At 65.0% G+C, this 20,071-nt stretch carries 14 protein-coding genes and 2 pseudogenes; 5 read left to right on the plus strand and 11 right to left on the minus strand.

Annotated elements, in window-relative coordinates:
- Window positions 1–6: 6 nt before the first annotated feature.
- A complete protein-coding gene (locus AC1Q7Q_RS23390; protein ID WP_492371777.1) occupies window positions 7–942 on the minus strand; it encodes a LysR family transcriptional regulator in 936 nt (311 codons plus the stop codon).
- A 117-nt stretch (window positions 943–1,059) separates the two neighbouring features.
- Here AC1Q7Q_RS23390 and AC1Q7Q_RS23395 point away from each other — a divergent pair, with 117 nt between their 5' ends.
- Together AC1Q7Q_RS23395 and mdeB are read left to right on the plus strand one after the other, a co-directional pair.
- Window positions 1,060–2,580 (plus strand): CoA-acylating methylmalonate-semialdehyde dehydrogenase, encoded by a 1,521-nt coding sequence (locus AC1Q7Q_RS23395; RefSeq protein WP_492371776.1) that lies wholly within the window; start codon window positions 1,060–1,062, stop codon window positions 2,578–2,580.
- A gap of 366 nt (window positions 2,581–2,946) precedes the next feature.
- A complete protein-coding gene (mdeB, locus tag AC1Q7Q_RS23400; RefSeq protein ID WP_492371775.1) occupies window positions 2,947–5,622 on the plus strand; it encodes an alpha-ketoglutarate dehydrogenase in 2,676 nt (891 codons plus the stop codon).
- A 98-nt stretch (window positions 5,623–5,720) separates the two neighbouring features.
- On the opposite strand, the gene AC1Q7Q_RS23405 is transcribed toward mdeB, so the two are convergent.
- The 8 genes and pseudogenes from AC1Q7Q_RS23405 to AC1Q7Q_RS23440 all read right to left on the minus strand — a co-directional run bounded on the left by AC1Q7Q_RS23405 (window position 5,721) and on the right by AC1Q7Q_RS23440 (window position 15,963).
- Window positions 5,721–6,005 carry a hypothetical protein gene (locus AC1Q7Q_RS23405; RefSeq protein WP_309404538.1) on the minus strand — a complete coding sequence of 95 codons (285 nt, stop codon included), beginning with the start codon at window positions 6,003–6,005 and terminating at the stop codon, window positions 5,721–5,723.
- 110 nt (window positions 6,006–6,115) lie between these two features.
- Window positions 6,116–6,586 carry a hypothetical protein gene (locus AC1Q7Q_RS23410; protein ID WP_492371852.1) on the minus strand — a complete coding sequence of 157 codons (471 nt, stop codon included), beginning with the start codon at window positions 6,584–6,586 and terminating at the stop codon, window positions 6,116–6,118.
- A 9-nt stretch (window positions 6,587–6,595) separates the two neighbouring features.
- Entirely contained in the window at window positions 6,596–6,862 is a 267-nt protein-coding gene (locus AC1Q7Q_RS23415; RefSeq protein WP_492371774.1) for a PAAR domain-containing protein, read from the minus strand.
- A 19-nt stretch (window positions 6,863–6,881) separates the two neighbouring features.
- The gene (locus AC1Q7Q_RS23420; protein WP_492371773.1) at window positions 6,882–7,283 is read right to left on the minus strand and encodes an Imm44 family immunity protein; all 402 of its coding nucleotides are present in this window, start codon (window positions 7,281–7,283) and stop codon (window positions 6,882–6,884) included.
- Between the two features lie 357 nt (window positions 7,284–7,640).
- A pseudogene (locus tag AC1Q7Q_RS23425) lies at window positions 7,641–7,769 on the minus strand (RHS repeat-associated core domain-containing protein); the annotation flags it as partial.
- 39 nt (window positions 7,770–7,808) lie between these two features.
- The gene (locus AC1Q7Q_RS23430) at window positions 7,809–8,171 is read right to left on the minus strand and encodes a hypothetical protein (protein ID WP_492371772.1); all 363 of its coding nucleotides are present in this window, start codon (window positions 8,169–8,171) and stop codon (window positions 7,809–7,811) included.
- An 8-nt stretch (window positions 8,172–8,179) separates the two neighbouring features.
- The gene (locus AC1Q7Q_RS23435; RefSeq protein WP_492371771.1) at window positions 8,180–12,997 is read right to left on the minus strand and encodes an RHS repeat-associated core domain-containing protein; all 4,818 of its coding nucleotides are present in this window, start codon (window positions 12,995–12,997) and stop codon (window positions 8,180–8,182) included.
- Window positions 12,998–13,044: 47 nt separating this feature from the next.
- Window positions 13,045–15,963, minus strand: a complete 2,919-nt coding sequence (locus AC1Q7Q_RS23440; RefSeq protein WP_492371770.1) for a type VI secretion system Vgr family protein — start codon at window positions 15,961–15,963, stop codon at window positions 13,045–13,047.
- 52 nt (window positions 15,964–16,015) lie between these two features.
- On the opposite strand from AC1Q7Q_RS23440, the gene AC1Q7Q_RS23445 reads away from it, so the two are divergent.
- Window positions 16,016–16,249, plus strand: a complete 234-nt coding sequence (locus tag AC1Q7Q_RS23445) for a hypothetical protein (RefSeq protein ID WP_492371769.1) — start codon at window positions 16,016–16,018, stop codon at window positions 16,247–16,249.
- Between the two features lie 433 nt (window positions 16,250–16,682).
- On the opposite strand, the gene AC1Q7Q_RS23450 is transcribed toward AC1Q7Q_RS23445, so the two are convergent.
- Complete coding sequence (locus AC1Q7Q_RS23450; protein WP_492371768.1) at window positions 16,683–17,582, minus strand: LysR family transcriptional regulator; 900 nt, start codon at window positions 17,580–17,582, stop codon at window positions 16,683–16,685.
- 52 nt (window positions 17,583–17,634) lie between these two features.
- Window positions 17,635–18,409 (minus strand): annotated as a pseudogene (locus AC1Q7Q_RS23455) (nitrilase-related carbon-nitrogen hydrolase).
- A gap of 81 nt (window positions 18,410–18,490) precedes the next feature.
- On the opposite strand from AC1Q7Q_RS23455, the gene AC1Q7Q_RS23460 reads away from it, so the two are divergent.
- Both AC1Q7Q_RS23460 and AC1Q7Q_RS23465 read left to right on the plus strand, forming a co-directional pair.
- Window positions 18,491–18,991, plus strand: a complete 501-nt coding sequence (locus tag AC1Q7Q_RS23460; protein WP_492371767.1) for a LysR family transcriptional regulator — start codon at window positions 18,491–18,493, stop codon at window positions 18,989–18,991.
- Between the two features lie 97 nt (window positions 18,992–19,088).
- On the plus strand, window positions 19,089–20,063 hold the full coding sequence (locus tag AC1Q7Q_RS23465; RefSeq protein ID WP_492371766.1) for a Bug family tripartite tricarboxylate transporter substrate binding protein: 975 nt from the start codon (window positions 19,089–19,091) through the stop codon (window positions 20,061–20,063).
- Window positions 20,064–20,071: the final 8 nt, after the last annotated feature.

Genomic DNA, 20,071 nt, shown 5'->3' on the forward strand with positions numbered 1-20,071 from the left:
AGGGCTTCAGCCCATCGTGAAGCCATCCTTCAGCGTCTCGCGCAGGTAGTCCACAAACACGCGCACGGCGCGCGGCAGGTAGGGGCTGTAAGGGCGGATGGCGAACAGGTGGTCGCCAAAGGCCCCCGCCGGGCGCCAGTTGGGCAGGACCTTGACCAGCCTGCCGGCGGCCACGTCCGCCTGGGCGGTGAAGTCCGGCAGCAGGGCGATGCCCAGACCGCCCAGCGCCGCCTCGCGCAGGGCCTCGCTGTTGTTGGCGGCAAAGCTGCCGTGGATGGCCACGCTGCGCCGGGGGGCGGCGCCGCGCAGCGGCTCGAAGCTCCAGGTGGGCGATTCGCCCCGCCGGAAGTAATGCAGACAGGCGTGCGCGGCCAGTTCCTCCGGGGATTCGGGCGAGCCATGGCGCTTCAGGTAGCTGCGCGTTGCCACCAGCACCGTGTTCGTGCGGCATAGCGTCCAGGCGATATGCGTATCCGGCGCTACCGAGGCATGCCGGATTGCCAGGTCGAAGCCTTCCTGCGCCAGCGCGGTGAACTTGTCGGAAAACTCCATCTCGATCCGCACCTCCGGATAGGCCTTCAGAAAGGCTGGGATGCGCGGGACGATCTGCTGCCGGCCCAGCGCCACTGGCGCCGTGACCCGCAGCAAGCCGCGCGGCTCGCCGGCAAGATCGCGCACGCCTGCAAAGCTGCGCTCGATGTCCGCGAAGGCGTTGCGCGTGGTGTCCGCGAGTTGCTGGCCCGCTTCGGTGAGCCGGACGCTGCGGGTAGTCCGCTGCACCAGCGGCACCCCGGCGCTGCGCTCCAGCTCCGCGATGCGCTGGCTCATGGCCCCCTTGCTCAGGCCCAGGCGCACGGCCGCGGCCGTGTAGCTGCCAAGCTCACCCAGCACGACCAGCGAGTAAAGGTGCGCCCAGTTGGGTTCTTTATTTTCGTCTTCCATCGCGGCATTGTTTACTTTGCTAAACAATGAGTCAAGCCGCGCGGCATTGATGGGGGAAGGGACCGTGACTACACTCGTCGCATTGGCTAATCCCTCTCTTTCCTTGAAGGCAGCAACGTGAAGACTCCCATCGCATACACCGAAGGCGGCCAGCTCGGCCACTACATCAACGGCAGCCGGGTTGCCAGCGCCAGCGGACGCGCGCAGGATGTCTTCAATCCCGCCACCGGCGCCGCCGCGCGCACCGTGGCGCTGGGCTCGGTCGACGAAGCCGGCACCGCGGTTGCCGCTGCGGCCGCGGCCTTTCCGGCCTGGGCGGACACGCCCCCGATCCGCCGCGCGCGGGTCATGCAACGCTTCTTGCAACTGATGAACCAGAATCGCGACACGCTCGCGGCGATGATCACGGCGGAGCACGGCAAGGTCTTTTCCGACGCGCAGGGCGAAGTCTCCCGGGGCATCGACATCATCGAGTTTGCCTGCGGCATCCCCCAACTGCTCAAGGGCGACTACACGGACCAGGTCAGCACCGGCATGGACAACTGGACGCTGCGCCAGCCGCTGGGCGTGGTGGTTGGCATCACGCCGTTCAACTTCCCCTGCATGGTCCCGTGCTGGATGTTCCCGATCGCGCTGGCGGCCGGCAACACCTTTGTGCTCAAGCCCAGCGAGCGCGATCCCAGCGCCAGCCTGTTCATGGCGGATCTGCTGACCGAAGCCGGCTTGCCGGCCGGCGTGTTCAACGTGGTGCAGGGCGACAAGGTCGTGGTCGACGCACTGATCGAACATCCTGACGTCAAGGCAGTGAGCTTTGTCGGCTCTACCCCGATCGCCCAGTACATCAGTGAGCGCTCGGCGCATTTCGGCAAGCGCGTGCAGGCGCTCGGCGGCGCCAAGAACCACCTGGTGGTCATGCCCGACGCGGACATCGAACAAGCCGTGGACGCCTTGATCGGCGCCGGCTACGGCTCGGCCGGCGAGCGCTGCATGGCGATCTCGATCGCCGTGCTGGTGGGCGATGTCGCGGACAAGATCCTCCCGCTACTGGCCGAGCGCGTGAAGGCACTGGTGATCGGCAATGGCATGAACGCCGAGGCCGAGATGGGTCCCATCGTCACGCGCCAGGCCCTGGAGCGGATCGAAGGCTACGTCGGCATCGGCGTGGAGGAAGGCGCCACGCTGGTGGTGGACGGACGCGATTGCCGCGTGCCCGGCCATGAAGCGGGCTTCTTCACGGGCGGCACCTTGTTTGACAACGTGACCCCCGCCATGCGCATCTACAAGGAAGAAATCTTCGGCCCGGTGCTGGGCTGCGTGCGCGTGAAGGATTTTGCCCAGGCCGTGCAACTGGTCAACGACCATGAGTTCGGCAACGGCGTGGCCTGCTACACCAGCGACGGCGGCGTGGCGCGTGAGTTTGCGCGGCGCATCCAGGTCGGCATGGTCGGCATCAACGTGCCCATCCCGGTGCCGATGGCCTGGCACGGCTTTGGCGGATGGAAGCGCAGCCTGTTTGGCGACACCCACGCGTATGGCGAGGAAGGCGTGCGCTTCTACACCAAGCAGAAGTCGGTCATGCAGCGCTGGCCCGACAGCATCGGCAAGGGCGCCGAGTTCGCCATGCCGACGGCGAAGTAATTTTCGGGCAACTGCACCGGATGCATCAGGTCCGGTCAGTCCCACTGATTGCAGTTTGAGGGTGCTGAGTACCCGCCTCATCAGGCGCGCTTTGCGTTGAGCCACGCTGGAAGCACCCGGCATGATCATCGTCCCCGCCGGGTTTTGCCGCGCCCGGGCAATCGATAGGCGCGCCGGCGATACGCCAAGCCCATCTGCCACCACTTGCAGCCGGCGTGCCCGTCCCCGCGGCACGTTGCGCTGCCAGCGGCCCAGCCGCAGCACGCTACGCTGCCGGCGGCCGGTGTCGCCTGCCAATTCGGCAGCTTCTGCCGCGGTCTCCTCCCTACAATCCAATAAAGAAGAACAAAGCCCACGGAGACCGCGATGCATGCCCTGCCAAAGACAGCCGCCATCCAGATTGCCCCTGGCGAAGGGCACGACCCCGACGTTGAGGAAACCAGCGAATGGCTCGACGCCCTGGCCGGCGTCTTTCGCACCGGCGGCGCGCCACGTGCGCGCTTCCTGCTGGAGCGCCTTGCCGAGCATGCCAGCCATCTCGGCCTTGGCGAACGGGCGCATCCCTACTCGGCCTACCAGAACAGCATCGGCGTAGGCGAGCAGCCGCGCTATCCCGGCGACCTTGCCATGGAGCAGCGGCTGACCTCGATCATCCGCTGGAACGCGCTGGCCATGGTGGTGCGCGCCAACAAGGCCTACGGCGAACTTGGCGGCCACCTTGCCAGCTATGCCTCCGCCGCCGAGATCTTCGAGGTGGGTTTCAATCACTTCTTCCGCGCCGACGATGGGGACCACAAGGGCGACCTGGTCTACTTCCAGCCGCATTCCGCGCCGGGCGTCTATGCACGCGCCTTCCTGGAGGGGCGGCTGTCCGAGTCCCAACTGGCGAGCTACCGGCAGGAAACCGGCGGCGGTGGCCTCTCCTCCTATCCGCATCCCTGGCTGATGCCGGATTTCTGGCAATTCCCGACCGGCTCCATGGGCATCGGCCCGATCAGCGCCATCTACCAGGCCCGCTTCCTGCGCTATCTCGGGCATCGCGGCATTGCCGATACCGCTGCGCGGCGCGTGTGGGGCGTGTTCGGGGATGGCGAGATGGACGAGCCGGAGTCGCTTGCCGCGCTCTCGCTGGCGGCGCGCGAGAAGCTCGACAACCTCACCTTCGTCATCAACTGCAACCTGCAGCGGCTCGATGGCCCGGTGCGCGGCAACGGCCAGGTGATCCACGAGCTGGAGGCGCTGTTTGGCGGCGCCGGCTGGCACGTCGTCAAGGTGGTCTGGGGTTCCGAGTGGGATGCGCTGTTTGCGCGCGACACCAATCACGCGCTGCTGCGGCGCTTTGCTGCGATGGTGGACGGCGAGTACCAGAACCTCGGGGCCAAGGATGGCGACTACAACCTGGCCCACTTCTTCAACACCGACCCCGAGCTCAAGGCCCTGGTCGCCAGCATGAGCAGCGCGGATATCGATGCGCTGCGCCGGGGCGGCCATGACTTTCGCAAGCTGTACGCCGCGTTCCAGGATGCGCAGGCGCACAAGGGCAAGCCCACCGTGATCCTCGCCAAGACCAAGAAGGGCTACGGCATGGGCGAAGCGGGCGAATCCCGCATGACCGCGCACCAGCAGAAGAAGCTTGATATTGACGCGCTGCGTGCCTTCCGCGACCGCTTTGCGCTGCCGCTGGACGACGATGCCGTGGCGGAACTGCGCTTCTACAAGCCGGCTGACGACAGCCCGGAGATGACCTACCTCCATGCGCGCCGGCAGGCGCTGGGCGGCTACCTGCCAGCCCGCGCGCGCACCGCGCCCGCGCTGCGCATGCCCGACCTGATGCAGTACGGTCGCTTCGCCATGGAGCCGGACGAGCGCGCCGTCTCCACCACCACGGGCGTGGTGCGCCTGTTCACCAACCTGATCAAGGACAAGGACATCGGCCCGCGCGTGGTGCCCATCGTGGCCGACGAGGCGCGCACCTTCGGCATGGCCAACCTGTTCCGGCAGATCGGCATCTACTCGCCGGTGGGCCAGCTCTACGAGCCGGAAGATGCCGGCTCGATGCTGTACTACAAGGAAAGCCAGCAAGGGCAACTGCTGGAAGAAGGCATCACCGAAGCGGGCGCGCTGGCGTCGTGGACGGCCGCGGCAACGTCATACAGCGTGAGCGGCGTCGCCATGCTGCCGTTCTATATCTATTACTCGATGTTCGGCTTCCAGCGCGTCGGTGACCTGATCTGGGCGGCGGCGGACCAGCGCGCGCGCGGCTTCCTGATCGGCGCCACAGCCGGGCGCACCACGCTTGCCGGCGAAGGCCTGCAGCACCAGGATGGCACCAGCCAGCTGATCGCCGCCACGGTGCCGAACTGCCGCGCCTACGATCCGGCCTTCGCCAGCGAAGCCGCGGTCATCATCCACCACGGCGCGCGCAGCATGCTGGAAGCGCAGCGCGACGAGTTCTACTACCTGACCGTCAACAACGAGAACTACGTGCAGGCGCCGCTGCGCGAGGACGCGCACGACGACGTGATCAAGGGCATGTACCTTTTCGGCACGCGCGGCCCCGAAGGCGCTGCCACCAGCGTGAGGCTGCTCGGCTCGGGCGCCATCCTGCGCGAAGTCATCGCCGCCGCGGACCTGCTGGCAAGCGACTGGGATATCAAGTCAGAGATCTGGAGCGTGACCAGCTTCTCCGAGCTCGCCAGGGACGCCCGCGAATGCGAGCGCGCCAGCCTGTTCGCCAGCGGCGGCGAAACGCAAAGCCATTTGCAGCGCTCGCTGCCGGGCGCTACCCCGGTCATTGCCGCCACCGACTACGTGCGGGCCTATGCGCAGCTCATCGCCTCGTACCTGCGCGCGCCGTTCACCGCGCTTGGCACGGACGGCTTCGGTCGCAGCGACACGCGCGCCGCGCTGCGCCGCTTCTTCGAGATCGACCGCTACCACGTGGCGATTGCCGCGCTGCGGTCGATTTCTCCGGCGCTGCATGCCAAGGGGCTGGAGCGCTATGGCGTGAGGACGGAGGTGGATGCGCCCTGGGCGCGTTAAGGCAGCGCCTGGGCGATAGCCGCCAGCAAGTCTGTGGCGAAGATGCGCGTGGTCGGGGCATGGAGCAGGTTGCGGTCTTCTTGCCGGTGGCCCCTGCTTCAGCCTGCCTCGTCCCTATGGCCCGCCGCCAGCTCGCTCATGACCTGCGCTTCCCGTGCAATCCCGGCTGCCAGCGACAGCACGTCGCTCTGGAACTCCGGATTCAATGCGCCAAAGGTGTCGCTACAAGCGGCATAGTCACTGAGCATGAACAGCAGGCTGTGGAGTTGCGCGGCCTTTTCGGCGGCAGCGCTCAAGGGGCTTTGGCAGGGGAAATGCGTGGTGAGGAAGAGGGCGGAGCCGGTTTGTTCGGCGGTGATACGGAAGCGGGTGTGCTTAGCCACGGGGCGTTCTCCTCTGCGTGATGGTCTCGGGCCCTCTTGCTCCGGCTCTCACCCCGGGTCGCTGTGGTTGCAGCGACATGCCTAGTATAGCGTGGGTGGCGCATCCTCTTTCAAGTGGCCGGCCTCTCCCTGTGCCTGGAAGCGCCCCGGCTACTTGCGTACTTGATGCGATAGGTGTAGCCGAGGATGTCGTTGTAGCACCGGGTCTCATTGCCCAGCGCGTCGGTGATGTAGGTCAGGCGGATGTTCTCGTCCCACGCCAACTGGTCGCCATCCAACCCATGGAGCGTGAAGGCGCAGCCGTGTGCCTTGTTCAGCCGCGCCCGCTCGTTGATCCGGTAGCCCTTGCCGTCATGGGGGTTGTCGAAGTAGACGGCCGACGACGACTTGCTGAGCCGCCGCCCCAGCGCATCGTACCGGTAGCGCACTTGCAGCTCCGGATTGTAGTAGCCCACCAGTCGGTTGAATCTGTCCCAGATAAAGCGCGCGCCCGTGCCGTTGGTCATGCGATGGGTAAGGTTGCCGCGCTCGTCCCAGCGGTAGTGGGTTCCGGCAGATTTCTTGAAACGCCCCGCTGACATACCTCAACGCTAGCGCTGCACCTGGGCAAGTGGATTGCCGGCGATCAGAGTGGCCCCGCACGCCGTTTTCATTCCATGTAACGCGACCGGCGTCCCACCAATGGTGTAGGCACGGTTGCCTTCGCTGATCGGAAACACGCCTTTGCATTTGGGACACGAAACCATGTGGCCACGTCCGGCGATCTGCCTGCCGTTCAGATTGGTGCCAGCGAATCCCTCCAGCACCACGCCACCGTGGTCGGTCATATCGCCGACGCAAGCAATGCCGTCCATCATGCGTTACTCCCGGAGGCCATCATTCTGCCAACAAACTACGACGAGCTTGCGCCAGCGCTGCCCTGAGCTTCTGCTGACTTTCTGGTGAGACTTTGAGCTTCGACATCAGATCAACAGACCGGTTCAACGCGTCGAAGATCATCGTCATCTGCTTTCCAGGGCTAGCCTGCTTGAACTCAGCGTGAAGAATGTGCAGGCGAAATTCCAGCGTCCGTCGCTTCAACGACCTTCGTACTATCTCTGGATATGCGTCCAAGAATTTTTCAGAAAGAATGATGGCGATAAACGACCACCTTTCCATATCATCGGAAAACGACAGATCACCCAGTACCCTGTTAACTTCCGGCTCAATTATATTAAACCGTTTTCTGTAATCCTCCGCAATGTCATCCTCCGTTTCTCCTGATATCCACAATTTCATTTCCGCTCCTCAATAGTCATTTTTGTTCAGACGTGGCCGTTCGCCGCCATGCGCGGCCTTGTACTCCAGAATTTTCTTATGCTGCCAACAGTGCATCTCTCGCTTGGTACCTGCTGCCACAGGGATTGCGTTCTCACTATTGAGATACTGATCCGTATATCTTGCTTTGCCGCGAGTGGTTTCCCCATACTTGAGGATTTCCCCTGTTGTCCGGTCTCGCAATATGTAGCCAATCGCCGGCACCTTGCTGTCCAGATCATTGCCGTGAAGGTCGCATCCCTTTGGCGGTAGTGGGGGCTTGTTCGGGTTCTGGCCCGAGCCAAACCGGCCATTCGAACGTCTAGGCTGCCCTGGCCACAATCCTAACGGATCAACCCACTCGGTCGGATTAGGCGCATATTGGTGGACGTTAATGCCACCCGCCAGCCCAATGGGATCCTTCGAGATGAACCGCCCGCTGCCCGGATCGTAATAACGATGCCGGTTTTAGTGCAGGCTCGTCTATTTCGTTCTCCAGCGCCCGCTTCACGGCACCAGTATGTCGTACAAATACAGCGTCGGCTGCGCAGTCTTGTCCTTCTTCACTCGAAGGATCATAAAAGCGTCCGAGCGCCCCTCGTCCGAGAAGATGGGTACCTCGATTGATAGCCCGTCCGATTTATGTCCGTCAATTTCAAATACATACCCATCCATTAGTTCCTCATCCGGGATCGGCGCAATCGCCTCCCCACCCAAGCAGGCTCTCAGCGCGGCTCTGTACTCCGATGCTGTACTTGGTGCAGCGAGACCTTTGCTTACGAGCTCCTCAAAGTGGTCATGGATCAGCTCATCGTAGATGTGCCTCACCAATGGGACATGCATCGGATAGTCCGCCAACTTACGTTCCATGCTATCTCCTATCTCCGATTCTTCACGGTTCGCATTGGAGTGTTTCCATTGAACCCGAGGTTTTCGAAATACGGATCAACGTGCGCTGCAAAAAGACACCTCGCCTCTTGGGGAGTAAGACCAGCTCGCCGGAGCGCCTTGTAACCAATTCTGCGCTCGGCGGCATACGTTCCCCCTCCGGCTTGTCGCTGCACATTTGTCGCTGCGTAATGCTCCGAGCCCACTTGTGTAGAAGGCCCGTCCAGTTGAACAGCGGGTGCTCCAGTATAGGTGTACCCTTCCGTACCTACTGGCACTGCGGCATGTTGGATAATGTGATGGCCGTCTGCGGGCGTTCCCGACTTTGAACCGTACGCCCGACCATTCGCTCGCATATTTGCGAGAACCTTTTCACAATCACACGGACAACGGGTCAATCCAAGCGGATCGATCCAGCCCACTGGATTCGGCGCGTACTGATATACGTTGATCCCGCCAGCCAACCCAATCGGGTCCTTGCTAACGAACCGTCCCGACACCGGATCATAATACCGATGCCGGTTGTAATGCAGCCCCGTCTCATGATCGTAATACTGCCCCTGGAACCGCAACGGGTTATGAATCCCCGCCTTGCGCGCCGCATCTGTTATCACCTCCTGCGCCGCACCCCACGCCTTGTACTGCACACTCCACGCAATCTCGCCCGCCTCGTCGGTCAACTCCTGCGGCGTACCCAGGTGATCGCACTGGTACCATGCGATCGCATCAAACGCCAGTGGCTCAATGGCCTGCGTCCACAGTGGATCCTCGTCAAGATCATAGTCCTCCGCATAGACTGGCTGCCTTGGCAGGGTGATGGCTGCGCGGCGCACCGCCTGTGCCAGCGGCACGAAGCTGCCCGGCTCATACAAATAGTGCGTGGTGCGTGCCGCGCCCGCAATGACCCGGAAATGATCCCCCACGCCCGCCTCCGGCTCCTGGCGGCTTTCCCATGCCAGTTGATCCCCGTCCCAGCCGTACATGGTGAAGGCGCAGCCGCGTTCCTTGTTCCGCCGCGCCCGCTCGTTGCGCCGGTAGATCGAGCCATCGAAGGCGTTTTCGAAGTAAATGGCTGACGACAACTTGGTGAGCCGCCGCCCTAGCGCATCGTACCGATAGCGCACTTCCAGTTCCGGATTGTGGTAACCCGCCAGCCGGTTGAAGCTGTCCCAGATGAAGCGTTCCCCCTTGCCGTTGGTCACGCGTTCGCTCAGGTTGCCGCGCTCGTCCCAGGTGTAGTGGGTGCCGGCATATTCCCTGAGCAGGTTGTCCACCAGCCTCGGCCGCCCCGACAGGCGGCTGTGGAACTCGGGCCTGCCGCGCGCCGGGTCGGCTGCGAAGGTGCGCGTGGTGGGGTCATGGAGCAGGTTGCCCGCGGGATCGAAGTCGAAGGTTTCTTCGCCAAGCGCGCTGTTGGCGCTCAGCAGCCGGCCCACCGGGTCGTAGCGGTATTGCAACTCACCGCGCCGGGTGTCGCCGATGCCGCAGAGTTGCCCCGCTGCATCGTAGTAGTACCGCCGGTGCACCATCCGCTTGCCGCCCCGGGCTTGATCCGCTTGCGAAAGCGTCTGCTCCAGCAGCCGCCCGGCCGGGTCGTATGCCTGTTCCTGCGCGAGCCGGTTGCCCTGGGTACGGAACACTTCGCGGTGCAGGTTATCGCGTTCGAACTGCACGAGTTCGCGGTCATCCAGCATCATGCCGTGCACATGGCCACTGCCATAGGTCAGCATGCCGATTCGGTGCCCGTCCGGGCGCACGGTGGCGATACGCTGGTTCAGCGCGTCATACTCATGCCGCCAGACGGCCACCAGGGGCGTCTTCAGGCAGAGGTAGTGCTGGTGCTCGCGTGTCACGTTGCCGCAGGCGTCGTGGAACCATTGCAGCCGGCTGTCGGCGTTCTCCGCCAGGATCAAGCGCCCGTTGCCGTCGTAGGCAAAGATTTCCACTTGCGGCTCGGCGACCATGCCTTCCTTGTCCTGCAGGCCGGCGCGGCGGCGCGTCAGGCGGCCCGATGCGTCGAAGTCGAACGCCGTCAACAACAGGTTAGCGTCGGTGGCCTGCACAAGCACCCCGCTGGCCGGATCGTAGTGGTAGCGGGTTGCCTTGCCGTCGAACCCGGTCTCGTGCAACAGCCGGCCCACCGGGTCGTACTGGAACGCCGTCCTGGCGGCGTTCTCGTTGGTGAGCGCAGCCAGCCGCCCTAGCTTGTCCCACTGGTAGCCCAGCGTCTGGTTGGCGGCGTCGGTGCGTTCGGCAATCAGGCCCGCGTCGTTGTAGCGCCACACGGTGCGCCGGTGCAGCGCGTCGGTGTGCGCCAGCAGCCGCCCCTCGGCGTCGCGCTCGAAGCGTTCCACCCGCTCGTCGGGGTGAACAATGCGGGCGAGCTGGCCGGCTTCGTAGTGGTACTGCGTGATGGCGCCCGCCGCATCGGTGAACCGGATCAGCTCGCCGCGCTCGCCGTGCTTCCAGGCGCTGGTCTTGCCCGAGCAGTCGGTGTAGCTGGCAAGCTGCCCCGACGGGGTGTAGGCCAGTTTCGTCATGCCGCCCTTGGCGTCCGTGATCCCGACCAGCAGGCCCGCCTTGTTGTAGGCGTACGCCGTCTTGTGGCCCAATGGGTCGATCTCTTCGGTCAGGTTGCCGTGCAGGTCGTAATCGCGCTGCCACAGGCCGCCCTCGGCGTCGCGGATCTTGATGAGCTGGTTCTTGTCGTCCCAGGCGTAGTGCACCGCGCTGTCATCCGGGCGGATGTGCTCGACGAGGTTGCCGTTGGCATCGTAGGCATAGCGCTCGACCGCGCCATCCGGGTGCACGTGCTTGACGACGTTTTTCGCATCGTCGCGGAAGAACCATTCGGACAGCCCGTCGGGGTACTTGATGCGATAGGTGTAGCCGAGGATGTCGTAGTAATGCCAGGTCTCGTTGCCCAGCGCATCGGTGACGTAGGTCAGGCGGATGTTCTCGTCCCACGCCAGGCGGGTATCGAAGCTGCCGTCGTCGGCCCATTCGCGCACCGCGCGGGCGTCCGGGCCATCGCCCAGCCACTGCAGGTTCATGCCGCGCCCGGTGCGGTCGGTGTAGCGGGTGACGAGGTGGTGCCGGTAGGTGTAGTCCCAGTGCGCGGCATGCTCATCCTGCGCCATCACCAGATCGCCGGCGGCGTCGTAGGTGTAGCGCGTGAGCTGGCGCACCAGCTGGCCGCCTGCGATCTGCCACAGCTCGGCGATGCGCCCCGCGTCATCCAGGCGGATGCCGACGTGGGCGAGCACGGTCTCGCCCTGGTAGGCGATCACCTCCGAGAGTACCGTGTCACCCGCCGCGTCACCGCCCACGCGATGGTCATAGTGCAGCGCCACCCCGGCGCCGCTGCGCAGCGTGATGCCGGTGAGCCGGAAGCGCTGGCCGTGGCGCTGGTACGCTTCCTGGCTCTCGAAGCCCCGCGCCAGCGTCAGGGTCTGCTCCGAGACCCGCACCAGGGTGACGTCCTCGATGGGATCATGGTGGAACTTGCCGACATCCGGCAACGGATAAGCGTGGCTGCGGCCGTCCGCGCCGTGGTAAAGCACCCCGTCCTTGACGATGTCAAAACGCGTCGTGTAGGGCGTGATCCAGCGCGCGCCGGATTCGCCGTGGTCATAGGCGGCCAGGCTGGAGCGGTAGGTGCGCGTCCATGCGATGGGCAACAGCCCCGGCAGCACAAAATCGGTGTGCGACAGGGTTTCGTCGCCGGTGGCAAAGCTGATGCTGGGTCCGGTCCCGGCTGGTGCCGGGCAGTTCTTGCAACCGGGCGCGCCCTTGGCCGGCGCCTGGTTGTTGACCGTGCCCAGTTCGCCGTCGTGCGCCCGCTTCCTGGCTTCGCCGGTTTGACGGGCAGGCACGTTGGTGCTTTGCCCGGCGCCTATCTTCTTGCGCCAGCGCGCCACCGCCTGGGCCAGCACCGCCAGCAGCCAGCCAATGCTTTGCTGCGCGGCCGGGTCCCCGAGCTGGGCCATCTGCGCGCGCAGCAGCGGCCCCATCTGGCGAAGTTCGGCCGCGCTGGCGACCACCTTGCGCTGGACTTCGTCCGGCACGGCCAGCCTGACCGCGGTATTCGCGGCGGCCTTCCCGGCCGCCTTGTAGACGTTCCACGCGGCACCGAAGATGTTGACGATGGCCGCCTTGGGATCGTTCACGATCTGCTTGATGGCGGTGCGGGCCTGCTTGCCCGCCGCCTGCGCGTTCCCCGCCGCGTCGAGTTTGCCCAGCGCCGCCCGCTCCAGGCCGCTGGCGATCTCCAGCGTCATCTTCTCGCCCAGCACGCCGGCGTCGTCCAGGATGCCGGCCAGCTTGCCTTGCGCCTTTTGCACGAAGTCGTCGATCTCGCCGACGATGGTTGCATTCAGGTGCCCCACCAGCACGTCGATCAGGCCATCGCCCAGCACGGCCCTCGCGCTCTGGCGCAGCTCCTGGCGCACCAGCGCCAGCGTGGGCCGCAGGCTCATGCGCGCCGCCGCCATGGTCGGCGGCGCGGGCAGCACGCCGATCAGGTTGATGCCCAGGCTCACCCAGTCGACGAGGTGCCGCGACTTGCTGCGCGCGAGCGTCATCACGTCGCCCAGCGCGTCCACCAGCGCCATGATGTTGCCCACCACCGGCAGGCCGCCCGCCACCATCTTGATGCGCGCCAGCGTCACCACGCCGCCGCTGGCGCTTTGCAGCCAGGCATCGACCTTGGCGGCGCCCTTGCCGACGTCCTCGACGGCGATCGTGTTCAGGGGGGCGACTGCGGATTGCGGCTCGCGCGGCTTGGCTGCGGGGGTCGGGTCTGCCATGGATTCAATGCGAAGACGTGAAGGGGGAAGTGAAGGGGGCGCGTCGCTCAGGCGAAGCCGGGCGTGTGCAGGGAGGGGAGCCTGGGATGTTGCGTTGCCTTGGCCAGCGCCGGCGTGCCTGGCGCCGGCATGGCGCCGAGCAGCGTTTGCACACCGGACAGGCCGAGCGCGGCGGGCCCGGCCTTCACCGCCCCCGCTACCTGTTGCGCTACCTGTTGCGCCCCCTGGACCGCTTGCGTGGCCTGCCTGGTGGTGGTCAGCAACTGGCTGGCCAGGGCGTTCGCAGCCGGCGCCGGCACGCCGCCGGTGAGCGCCTGCGCCGGCGGCCACGTCGGCTCGGCGACGTAGCTGCCTTCGGCCCAGGTGTCCGCCGGGTCGATGCCAAAGACCACCTTGGCGGGCCCTGGCGCGATGCCGCTGGCAACCGCGAAACCCTGTGCGTCGAGCTTGCCGACGGTCACCTGGCCCAGCGCGTCCTCGACCCGGAAGTCGCCGCCCTGGATCCCGCGCCGGTTGGCGTAGTGGTTGAACAGTTCCAGGTTGCCCTTGCCCGGCTTGGGCGCGTCGGGGAACTGCGCGGCGTGCGTCTGCGCGCCGATGAAGGCATAGCTGCCTGCGTGGATCGTGTAGGCCGCACCCGTGCGGTGCGTGATGCCGCCCCCGTTGTAGGTCGTGGCGCTGCCGCCCCCGCTGACGACCAGTTCCTCCTTGGCCGACAGCGTGATGCGGTTGGCCGTGGCCGTGACATTGAGCTTGGCAAGCAGCTTGATGCTGTCCTGCAGCGCGCGCAGCTCGATGTCGCCGCCCGCGGCCACCAGGCGCCAGCCCATGCTCTGGATGAAGACGCGCACCCCGCGGCTCACGCTGGCCAGCAGGCGCTGGCCAACGGCAAGGCTGGTGTGGCCACCGCTGGTCAGCGCCAGGTGCTCGCCCGAGGCCAGGTGTGTCGAGCGCGCCGTGCTGGCCTCGATGCCGGCGGGGCTGGCCAGCACCAAGTGGGGCGCTGCCAGTTCGGGGAAACTGCCGGCCTCGCCGCTGCCGCGGATGTCGTCGTTCTGCGCCTTGATGGTCTTCGCCACCTCGGCCTGGTCGGCACGTTCCTGCGCCTGGTTTTCCTGCGCCAGCTCGGCCAGCGTCGCCTGCTGGCCGCGCGCCTGCGTCAGGCGCTCGAGCGTTTCGCCCATGTCCTTGTGGTGGGCGCTGGCGTTGCGGCGCGCCTCGGTGGTGATCAGCATGCCGTTGGCACGCACCACGCCCTGTCCGTCGGTGCGCAGCTCGAACCCCTCGCCGCGCTTGTCCTTGCGCCCGCTGCCGCGCAGCACACGGGTGAGAAAGCCCAGGCCCAGCCACGAAGTCTGGTGGTCGCTCTGAAGCTGGGTCTGGATCTCGCCCTCGGTGTCGTCCTGCACGAAGGTGTTGGTGCGCTCGCCGCGCAGTTCCTTGCTGACGAAGCCCGAGAGCGCATGCTGGCCGGGCATCGGCCACTGCGGCATGTTCAGCTGGTTCGGCACACTGCCCGTTACCAAGGGGCAATCGGGGTCGCCATTCAAGTGTTCAACGATGACCTCCTGGCCGATGCGCGGCACGTGCATCGCGCCAAAGCGCTCGCCCTGCCACGACGAGGACACCCGCACCCAGCAGGAACTGTCGGCGTCGCGCTTGCCCTGGCGGTCCCAGTGCATCTGGACGCGGATGCGCCCGTATTCGTCGGTCCATGTCTCCTCCCCGGCGGGGCCCACCACGGTGGCCGTCTGCGGCCCGTTGGTGCGCGGCTTCGGCTGGGTGCGTTCCGGGCGGAACAACGCGTTGGAAGGCTGGGCGGTGAAGTCCACTTCGCAGCGCCAGGACTGCTGGCCGCCCGAGGCCTCGGGCACCTCCTCGATCCACAATCGCGCAAAGAGAATCAGGTACTCGCGGTTGGCCTCGCTCTGGATGAAATTCGTGAGATGGAAGGTGCAGCCCGGCACCATGGCGCGCACGTTGCCACGGCCACGCGCGCGGGTGCCGTGCTGGCGCAGCGTCTCCATGCGGATGCGGGCAATCTGGTCGCCTTCCTGCCACGGGTCGTTGCCGGTGGCGGCCTGGCTGTGGTCGCCAGGGAACGCATAGATTTCCGCGTTGGCGTGCGCGGTATCGAGCGGATCGGAGGCCCGTACCGTCAGGTCGGCGCGCGGCCTGACGAAGTCGTAGTCCGAACTGGTCCACTGGCCCGATACCATCCGGTCGTGCAACTCGAACTCATGCAGGTGTTCTTCGTCGATCCGGTCGGCGGTGCCCTGCCAGCGGATGTCGTGATAGGCGGGGCTGGCAAAGGGCGCGAAGGCGCTGTTGCCATCGGTCAATACAAGCCGGTGCCGGCTCTCGCTGTGTTCAATGTGCCAGGCAATCCCCCACTCCTGCGTCAGGCGCTGGAAGAAATCGAAGTCGCTCTCGCCGTACTGCACCTGGTATTCGCGCTTGGGGTAGCGCGCCACATCCAGGCGCCGCTCCACCGGGAAGGTGTAGTCGGACAGCAGCGTATCGAGGATTTGCACGACGCTTTGCTGCTGGAAAATACGGAAATCCGTGGTGAGGGTCGTCAGCCACAGCCACGGGCGCAGCGTGAGGCGATAGGCAATCTGCCGGCCCATCGGGATCGGGCCGCGCACGTCGGTGACAAGCCCCGTGATCTCGCGCTCGCCCGCACCCACACCGCCGGACGATCCGCTGCCGCTGCCATCGAGCGCAATCGTTACCGTCAACTCCTGTCCGCGCAGCGCCTTGGTATCGAGATCCGCCGCGGGGCCAAAGTGCGCATTGCGATCGTCGGGGGTCTTGAGTTCCAGTTCGTATTCGAACAGGCTGCAGATCCCTTCGTTGCCAGACAGTTTGGAGAAAACCAGGGCGGGTCGCCCAAGGATTTCCGGTATGCCCGGACCCGTCACGCGGACAGTACGAGTGGAAGCCGATGGCAAACGAATACCCATGCGAAAACGCTCCGCCGCAGGTGAAGTAGCAAGATACGCAAGGCCATGAGGCTTGAACCTGATGCGCCTTGCGCCAGTGCTGGCGCACCGATCCGCAAGTGATTTTCATAAACACCAGGACGGTATCGTGCAGCGAGAAACGCTATGCCGCAATCGGACAAGTACGAAATTCGATGAGAAATTTGGCGATGAGGACGGCTATGAAACGATTAGAAGAGCGGCTACCGTTCGGTTCATTCAGCACATTGTGGGTGCTCAGACGCGAGCCGGCATGCTGCACCATTGAGGATGTGGAAGCGTTCTAACCTCCTACGGAACACCCTGCCCCTCACAAATGCGCAGGCGCTAGCTATTCACCGATGGCGCCTGCTTGCGCAACATCGGTTGCACGGCCACTGCCTTGCACCAGGGCACGAACCAGCCCCGGCTCGGTCCGGCTGAGCTTGCTGTACAGCGCGGTGATGGAAACCGGCAGCGCCGGACTGGCTTTGGCATGCCGCATACACCGACGGGCGCAGCCCCACGGCGACCAGCGACATGGTTTCCACCGTCGTCTAGAACAATTGAGAACGCATGACTGCGCCTTGGCGATGTGGGTTCGATAGCCATCCGGGTCTTTCCCGGAGACAGGAAGACTATGCTTCTCGCTGAAAACCGCGGCCGGCTGCCCTGGTGCGTGGGCCGATGCCTGCCTTGCGCATCGGCGCGCGCGAAATGCATCACTCGTTCGCTGGCGACGGCAGCCGTGCAATATCGCGGATGCACTCGGCGATGATACGGCGCAAGGGGGCCGATGGCAGATCGATGAAGGAGGCGAAGTATGTCTGCTTTGGGAACGGCCGGGAGAGCCCGAGCATTCTTAGCGTTCCCGTCTCGAGCTCGTTGCGGATGAGGTCAACCGGTAGCACCGCGTATCCAACGCCAGCGCAGGCGAGACGCAGCATCACGGACAAGGAACTGAGAACGTTCAGCTTGAAGCCGGCCAGGTGCGGCGTGTCAAAGTAGGTGGCAACCGAGGCGAAGAGGTCCGAGTCGACCGGATACGAGAGCAACATCTGCCGTCTTAGCTCCTCGACCGATGGCGATACGTTGCCGGGAATCAGGCGCGGGCTGGCCACCCAGGCGTAGTCAAGCTCCAGCAGTTTCAAATTGACCACGTCCGGTTCGTTGACGCTGCCGAGGAGAAGGCCAATATCGAGCGCGCCGCTCAGCAGCCTGTGCCGAATGTCGGTGCTGGTGAGAGATGGCAGATGGATATTGACGTCAGGCCATCTGGCATAAAGTACGTCAACCAGCGGCTCGAGTATTGCCCCGGCGACCGTGCCGCTCATGCCGATGGTGATCTGGCTGGGCAAGGCATCCCTTGCGGCAAACCGGTGGGTGAACGCGTCCGCAAGGGCAAGCAATTCCTCCGCGGGCGCCAGCATCTCGGCGCCCTCCGGGGTGAGGCACAGTTGCTTTCCCTTTTCCCGGACAAAGACCTTTACGCCCAACTCTGCTTCGAACGCGGCGATGCGCGCGGAGATGGTGGCATCGGTGGCGTGCAGCCGCTGCGCAACCAGGGTCATCCTGCGCAGCCGGGCTGCCCAGACGAATGTTTCAAGAAATCGAAGGTTCATGGGCTGGCATCCTGCGCATGGCTTTCGGCTTACGCTTCCCCGCCTGGCTGCCTCAGGCCTGGAAATTGACCGATGTCTTCGGCCGTTCGTCAACCGTCATTGAAAAGACATCCGGGCGAGAATAATGGCCGACCACGTCAAAGTCGTAGCGTGCACGCACCAACTCGCCGGTATCGATCTCGGTGGCTACCAGGCCTTGCGCATTCAGCAAAGGGCCCGGCGATGATGTCGCCCATCGGGCCAATGACCACGCTGCCGCCGCGGATCAGCGGGCGATCTGCCTCCCAATGCGGTATGTCGATGCCGAGCTGCCGTGGCGAGGCCTGGACCCAGCAGATCGCGGCGCCCACGCGCCCGGCGGATGTCTGCAAGACTGGCAACGTCGCGCCGTGTCCCTGGCCCCAGATGAGGCGCTCCGTTCCCGTCGGCATCAGCTCGCGGTGCTTCGCGGCGAGACCAGCGGCGGGATCGAAGAACAGAGCCGTACAGTACAGCGTATTGCCGTCTCGTTCAATGACCCGCACCACGAGGCTCGCGTCCGTGCGCGTGGACAGCGCCGCCAGCGCTTGCGTTTCGGGGCCGGGTACATCGATGGCGTTTTCGAAGTAGCTGGCGAATGCGTCGCGGCCCTCGGGCAGGCGATAGCCCAGCTGCGTACCGAAGATCTCGCCTTTGGGATACCCGCCCAGGAGTGCCTCCGGCATGACGACGACGCTTGCGCCGGAGGAGAGGATCTTGTCCTCGGACGCCAGGATCCGAGCCAGGGTTTCGGCCTCTCCCGAGGGGGAGGAACCAATCTGGAGGGCGGCGCCGATGGCAGCGGGCATGAGGTGTGGCTCCGGGAAGCGGGTTGCGCTATGTTCACGCCCACGCCATCTTGAATCAAGATGGATATGGATGTATCTGATATGAATGCCGTAAATATCGAGGCGATGGACCTCAACCTGCTGAAGGTCTTCGAAGCGCTCTACGAAGAGGGCGGCGCCAGCCGCGCCGCGATCCGGTTGGGTCTGACGCAGTCCGCGGTGAGCGCGGCGATCGGCCGCCTGCGTCGCGTCTATGGGGACCCGCTGTTCGAGAGAGCCGGCCGTGGCACGCGCCCCACGGCGCGCGCGCAAGAACTGAAGCCCGTGGTCAGTGAAGCGCTGAACCACTGCCGCAAGAGCCTTTCGATGGTGGCGCCTGGCGGCAACGTCTTTCACGAAAGGACGATCTCCATCGGGCTATCGGATGACTACGAGATCGCCGTGGGGCGCCGCTTCGTTGGCCGCCTGGCGGAAACGGCGCCCGGCATCCGCTTGCTGTTTCGGCAGACACACAGTCAAAAGGCCGTGGAGATGCTGGTGGATCGCTCCGTGGACCTCATCGTGGCAGCGGGGGGAAGAGGAAGCCAAAATTTCTTTGTCTGAGCGTAATTTTTATTTGATTTACCAGCGCACCGGCTTACGGCACGATCTCACTCGTCAAGTGTGTTGCTTCATCACACTCATGTCACCGAGATGCCGCATGCCCCAATTGTCCCGCCTCGCCGTCGCCAGTCTCGCTGCGCTGTGCTGTGCGGCGCCAACCCTTGCCGTGTCGGCCGAGTGGCCGGCCAAGCCCGTGACGCTCGTTGTGCCATTTCCCGCGGGGGGAGGAAACGACGTGGTCGCGCGCCTGATCTCCGCCGCGATGAGTACGGCGCTCGGGCAGTCCCTCGTCATCGACAACCGGCCCGGTGCCGGCGGCACGATCGGTGCGGGATTCGTCGCCAAGGCGCCGCCGGATGGCTACACCTTGCTGCTTTGCTCCACCGGGAACCTGGCGGTCGCTACGGCGCTATACCCAAAGCTGTCCTATGGGATCAAGGACCTGGTCCCGGTGAGCCATGTCGTCAATACACCGACCATCTGGGTGGCAGCCCCCCAAATTCCCGCCAACAGCCTCAAGGATTTCATCAACCTGGCCAGGCGCGAGCCCGGCAAGTACAACTTCGCATCCGGCGGCAACGGGACGACACCGCATCTCGCCGCAGTGGCCATGAAAATGCGGAACAACCTGGACATGCAGCACGTGCCTTACAAGGGCTCGACGCCCGCCTATACGGACCTTACCGCCGGCCGCGTCAGCTTGATGATGGATAGCGTCATCTCCGCGTTGCCTTTCGTTGAATCCGGCTGCGTCAAGGGCCTCGCGATAGGGACGGCCAAGCGCTTGCCGCAGCTTCCCGCGGTGCCCACACTGGCCGAGCAAGGCCTGGGCGAGCTGAGCTTTACGGGGTGGGTAGGCATTTGCGCCCCCAGTGGAACGCCGGCCCAGGTGGTGTCCAAGGTCAGCCAGAGCGTGAAGGAGGTACTTGCGCGGCCGGAGGTGCGCGATGCCTTCGCCAGGCAGATTGCCGAGCCGGTTGGCGATGGCCCCGCGAAATTCGCGGAGACGATCCAGCGCGATGCCCTGACCTGGCGAAAGATCGTCGCCACGTCACATGCGGAAATGGACTGAAGCGCAGA

The sequence above is a fragment of the Cupriavidus sp. GW823-FHT07A04 genome (assembly GCF_058794615.1).

What these genes read in the sequence shown, in the direction of transcription:
- AC1Q7Q_RS23440 (WP_492371770.1), bottom strand. Translation starts at nt 15,963, where the DNA reads ATGGGTATTCGTTTGCCATCGGCTTCCACTCGTACTGTCCGCGTGACG.
- AC1Q7Q_RS23390 (WP_492371777.1), bottom strand. Translation starts at nt 942, where the DNA reads ATGGAAGACGAAAATAAAGAACCCAACTGGGCGCACCTTTACTCGCTG.
- AC1Q7Q_RS23460 (WP_492371767.1), top strand. Translation starts at nt 18,491, where the DNA reads ATGAATGCCGTAAATATCGAGGCGATGGACCTCAACCTGCTGAAGGTC.
- AC1Q7Q_RS23435 (WP_492371771.1), bottom strand. Translation starts at nt 12,997, where the DNA reads ATGGCAGACCCGACCCCCGCAGCCAAGCCGCGCGAGCCGCAATCCGCA.
- AC1Q7Q_RS23465 (WP_492371766.1), top strand. Translation starts at nt 19,089, where the DNA reads ATGCCCCAATTGTCCCGCCTCGCCGTCGCCAGTCTCGCTGCGCTGTGC.
- AC1Q7Q_RS23430 (WP_492371772.1), bottom strand. Translation starts at nt 8,171, where the DNA reads ATGGAACGTAAGTTGGCGGACTATCCGATGCATGTCCCATTGGTGAGG.
- AC1Q7Q_RS23410 (WP_492371852.1), bottom strand. Translation starts at nt 6,586, where the DNA reads ATGTCAGCGGGGCGTTTCAAGAAATCTGCCGGAACCCACTACCGCTGG.
- AC1Q7Q_RS23450 (WP_492371768.1), bottom strand. Translation starts at nt 17,582, where the DNA reads ATGAACCTTCGATTTCTTGAAACATTCGTCTGGGCAGCCCGGCTGCGC.
- AC1Q7Q_RS23420 (WP_492371773.1), bottom strand. Translation starts at nt 7,283, where the DNA reads ATGAAATTGTGGATATCAGGAGAAACGGAGGATGACATTGCGGAGGAT.
- mdeB (WP_492371775.1), top strand. Translation starts at nt 2,947, where the DNA reads ATGCATGCCCTGCCAAAGACAGCCGCCATCCAGATTGCCCCTGGCGAA.
- AC1Q7Q_RS23415 (WP_492371774.1), bottom strand. Translation starts at nt 6,862, where the DNA reads ATGATGGACGGCATTGCTTGCGTCGGCGATATGACCGACCACGGTGGC.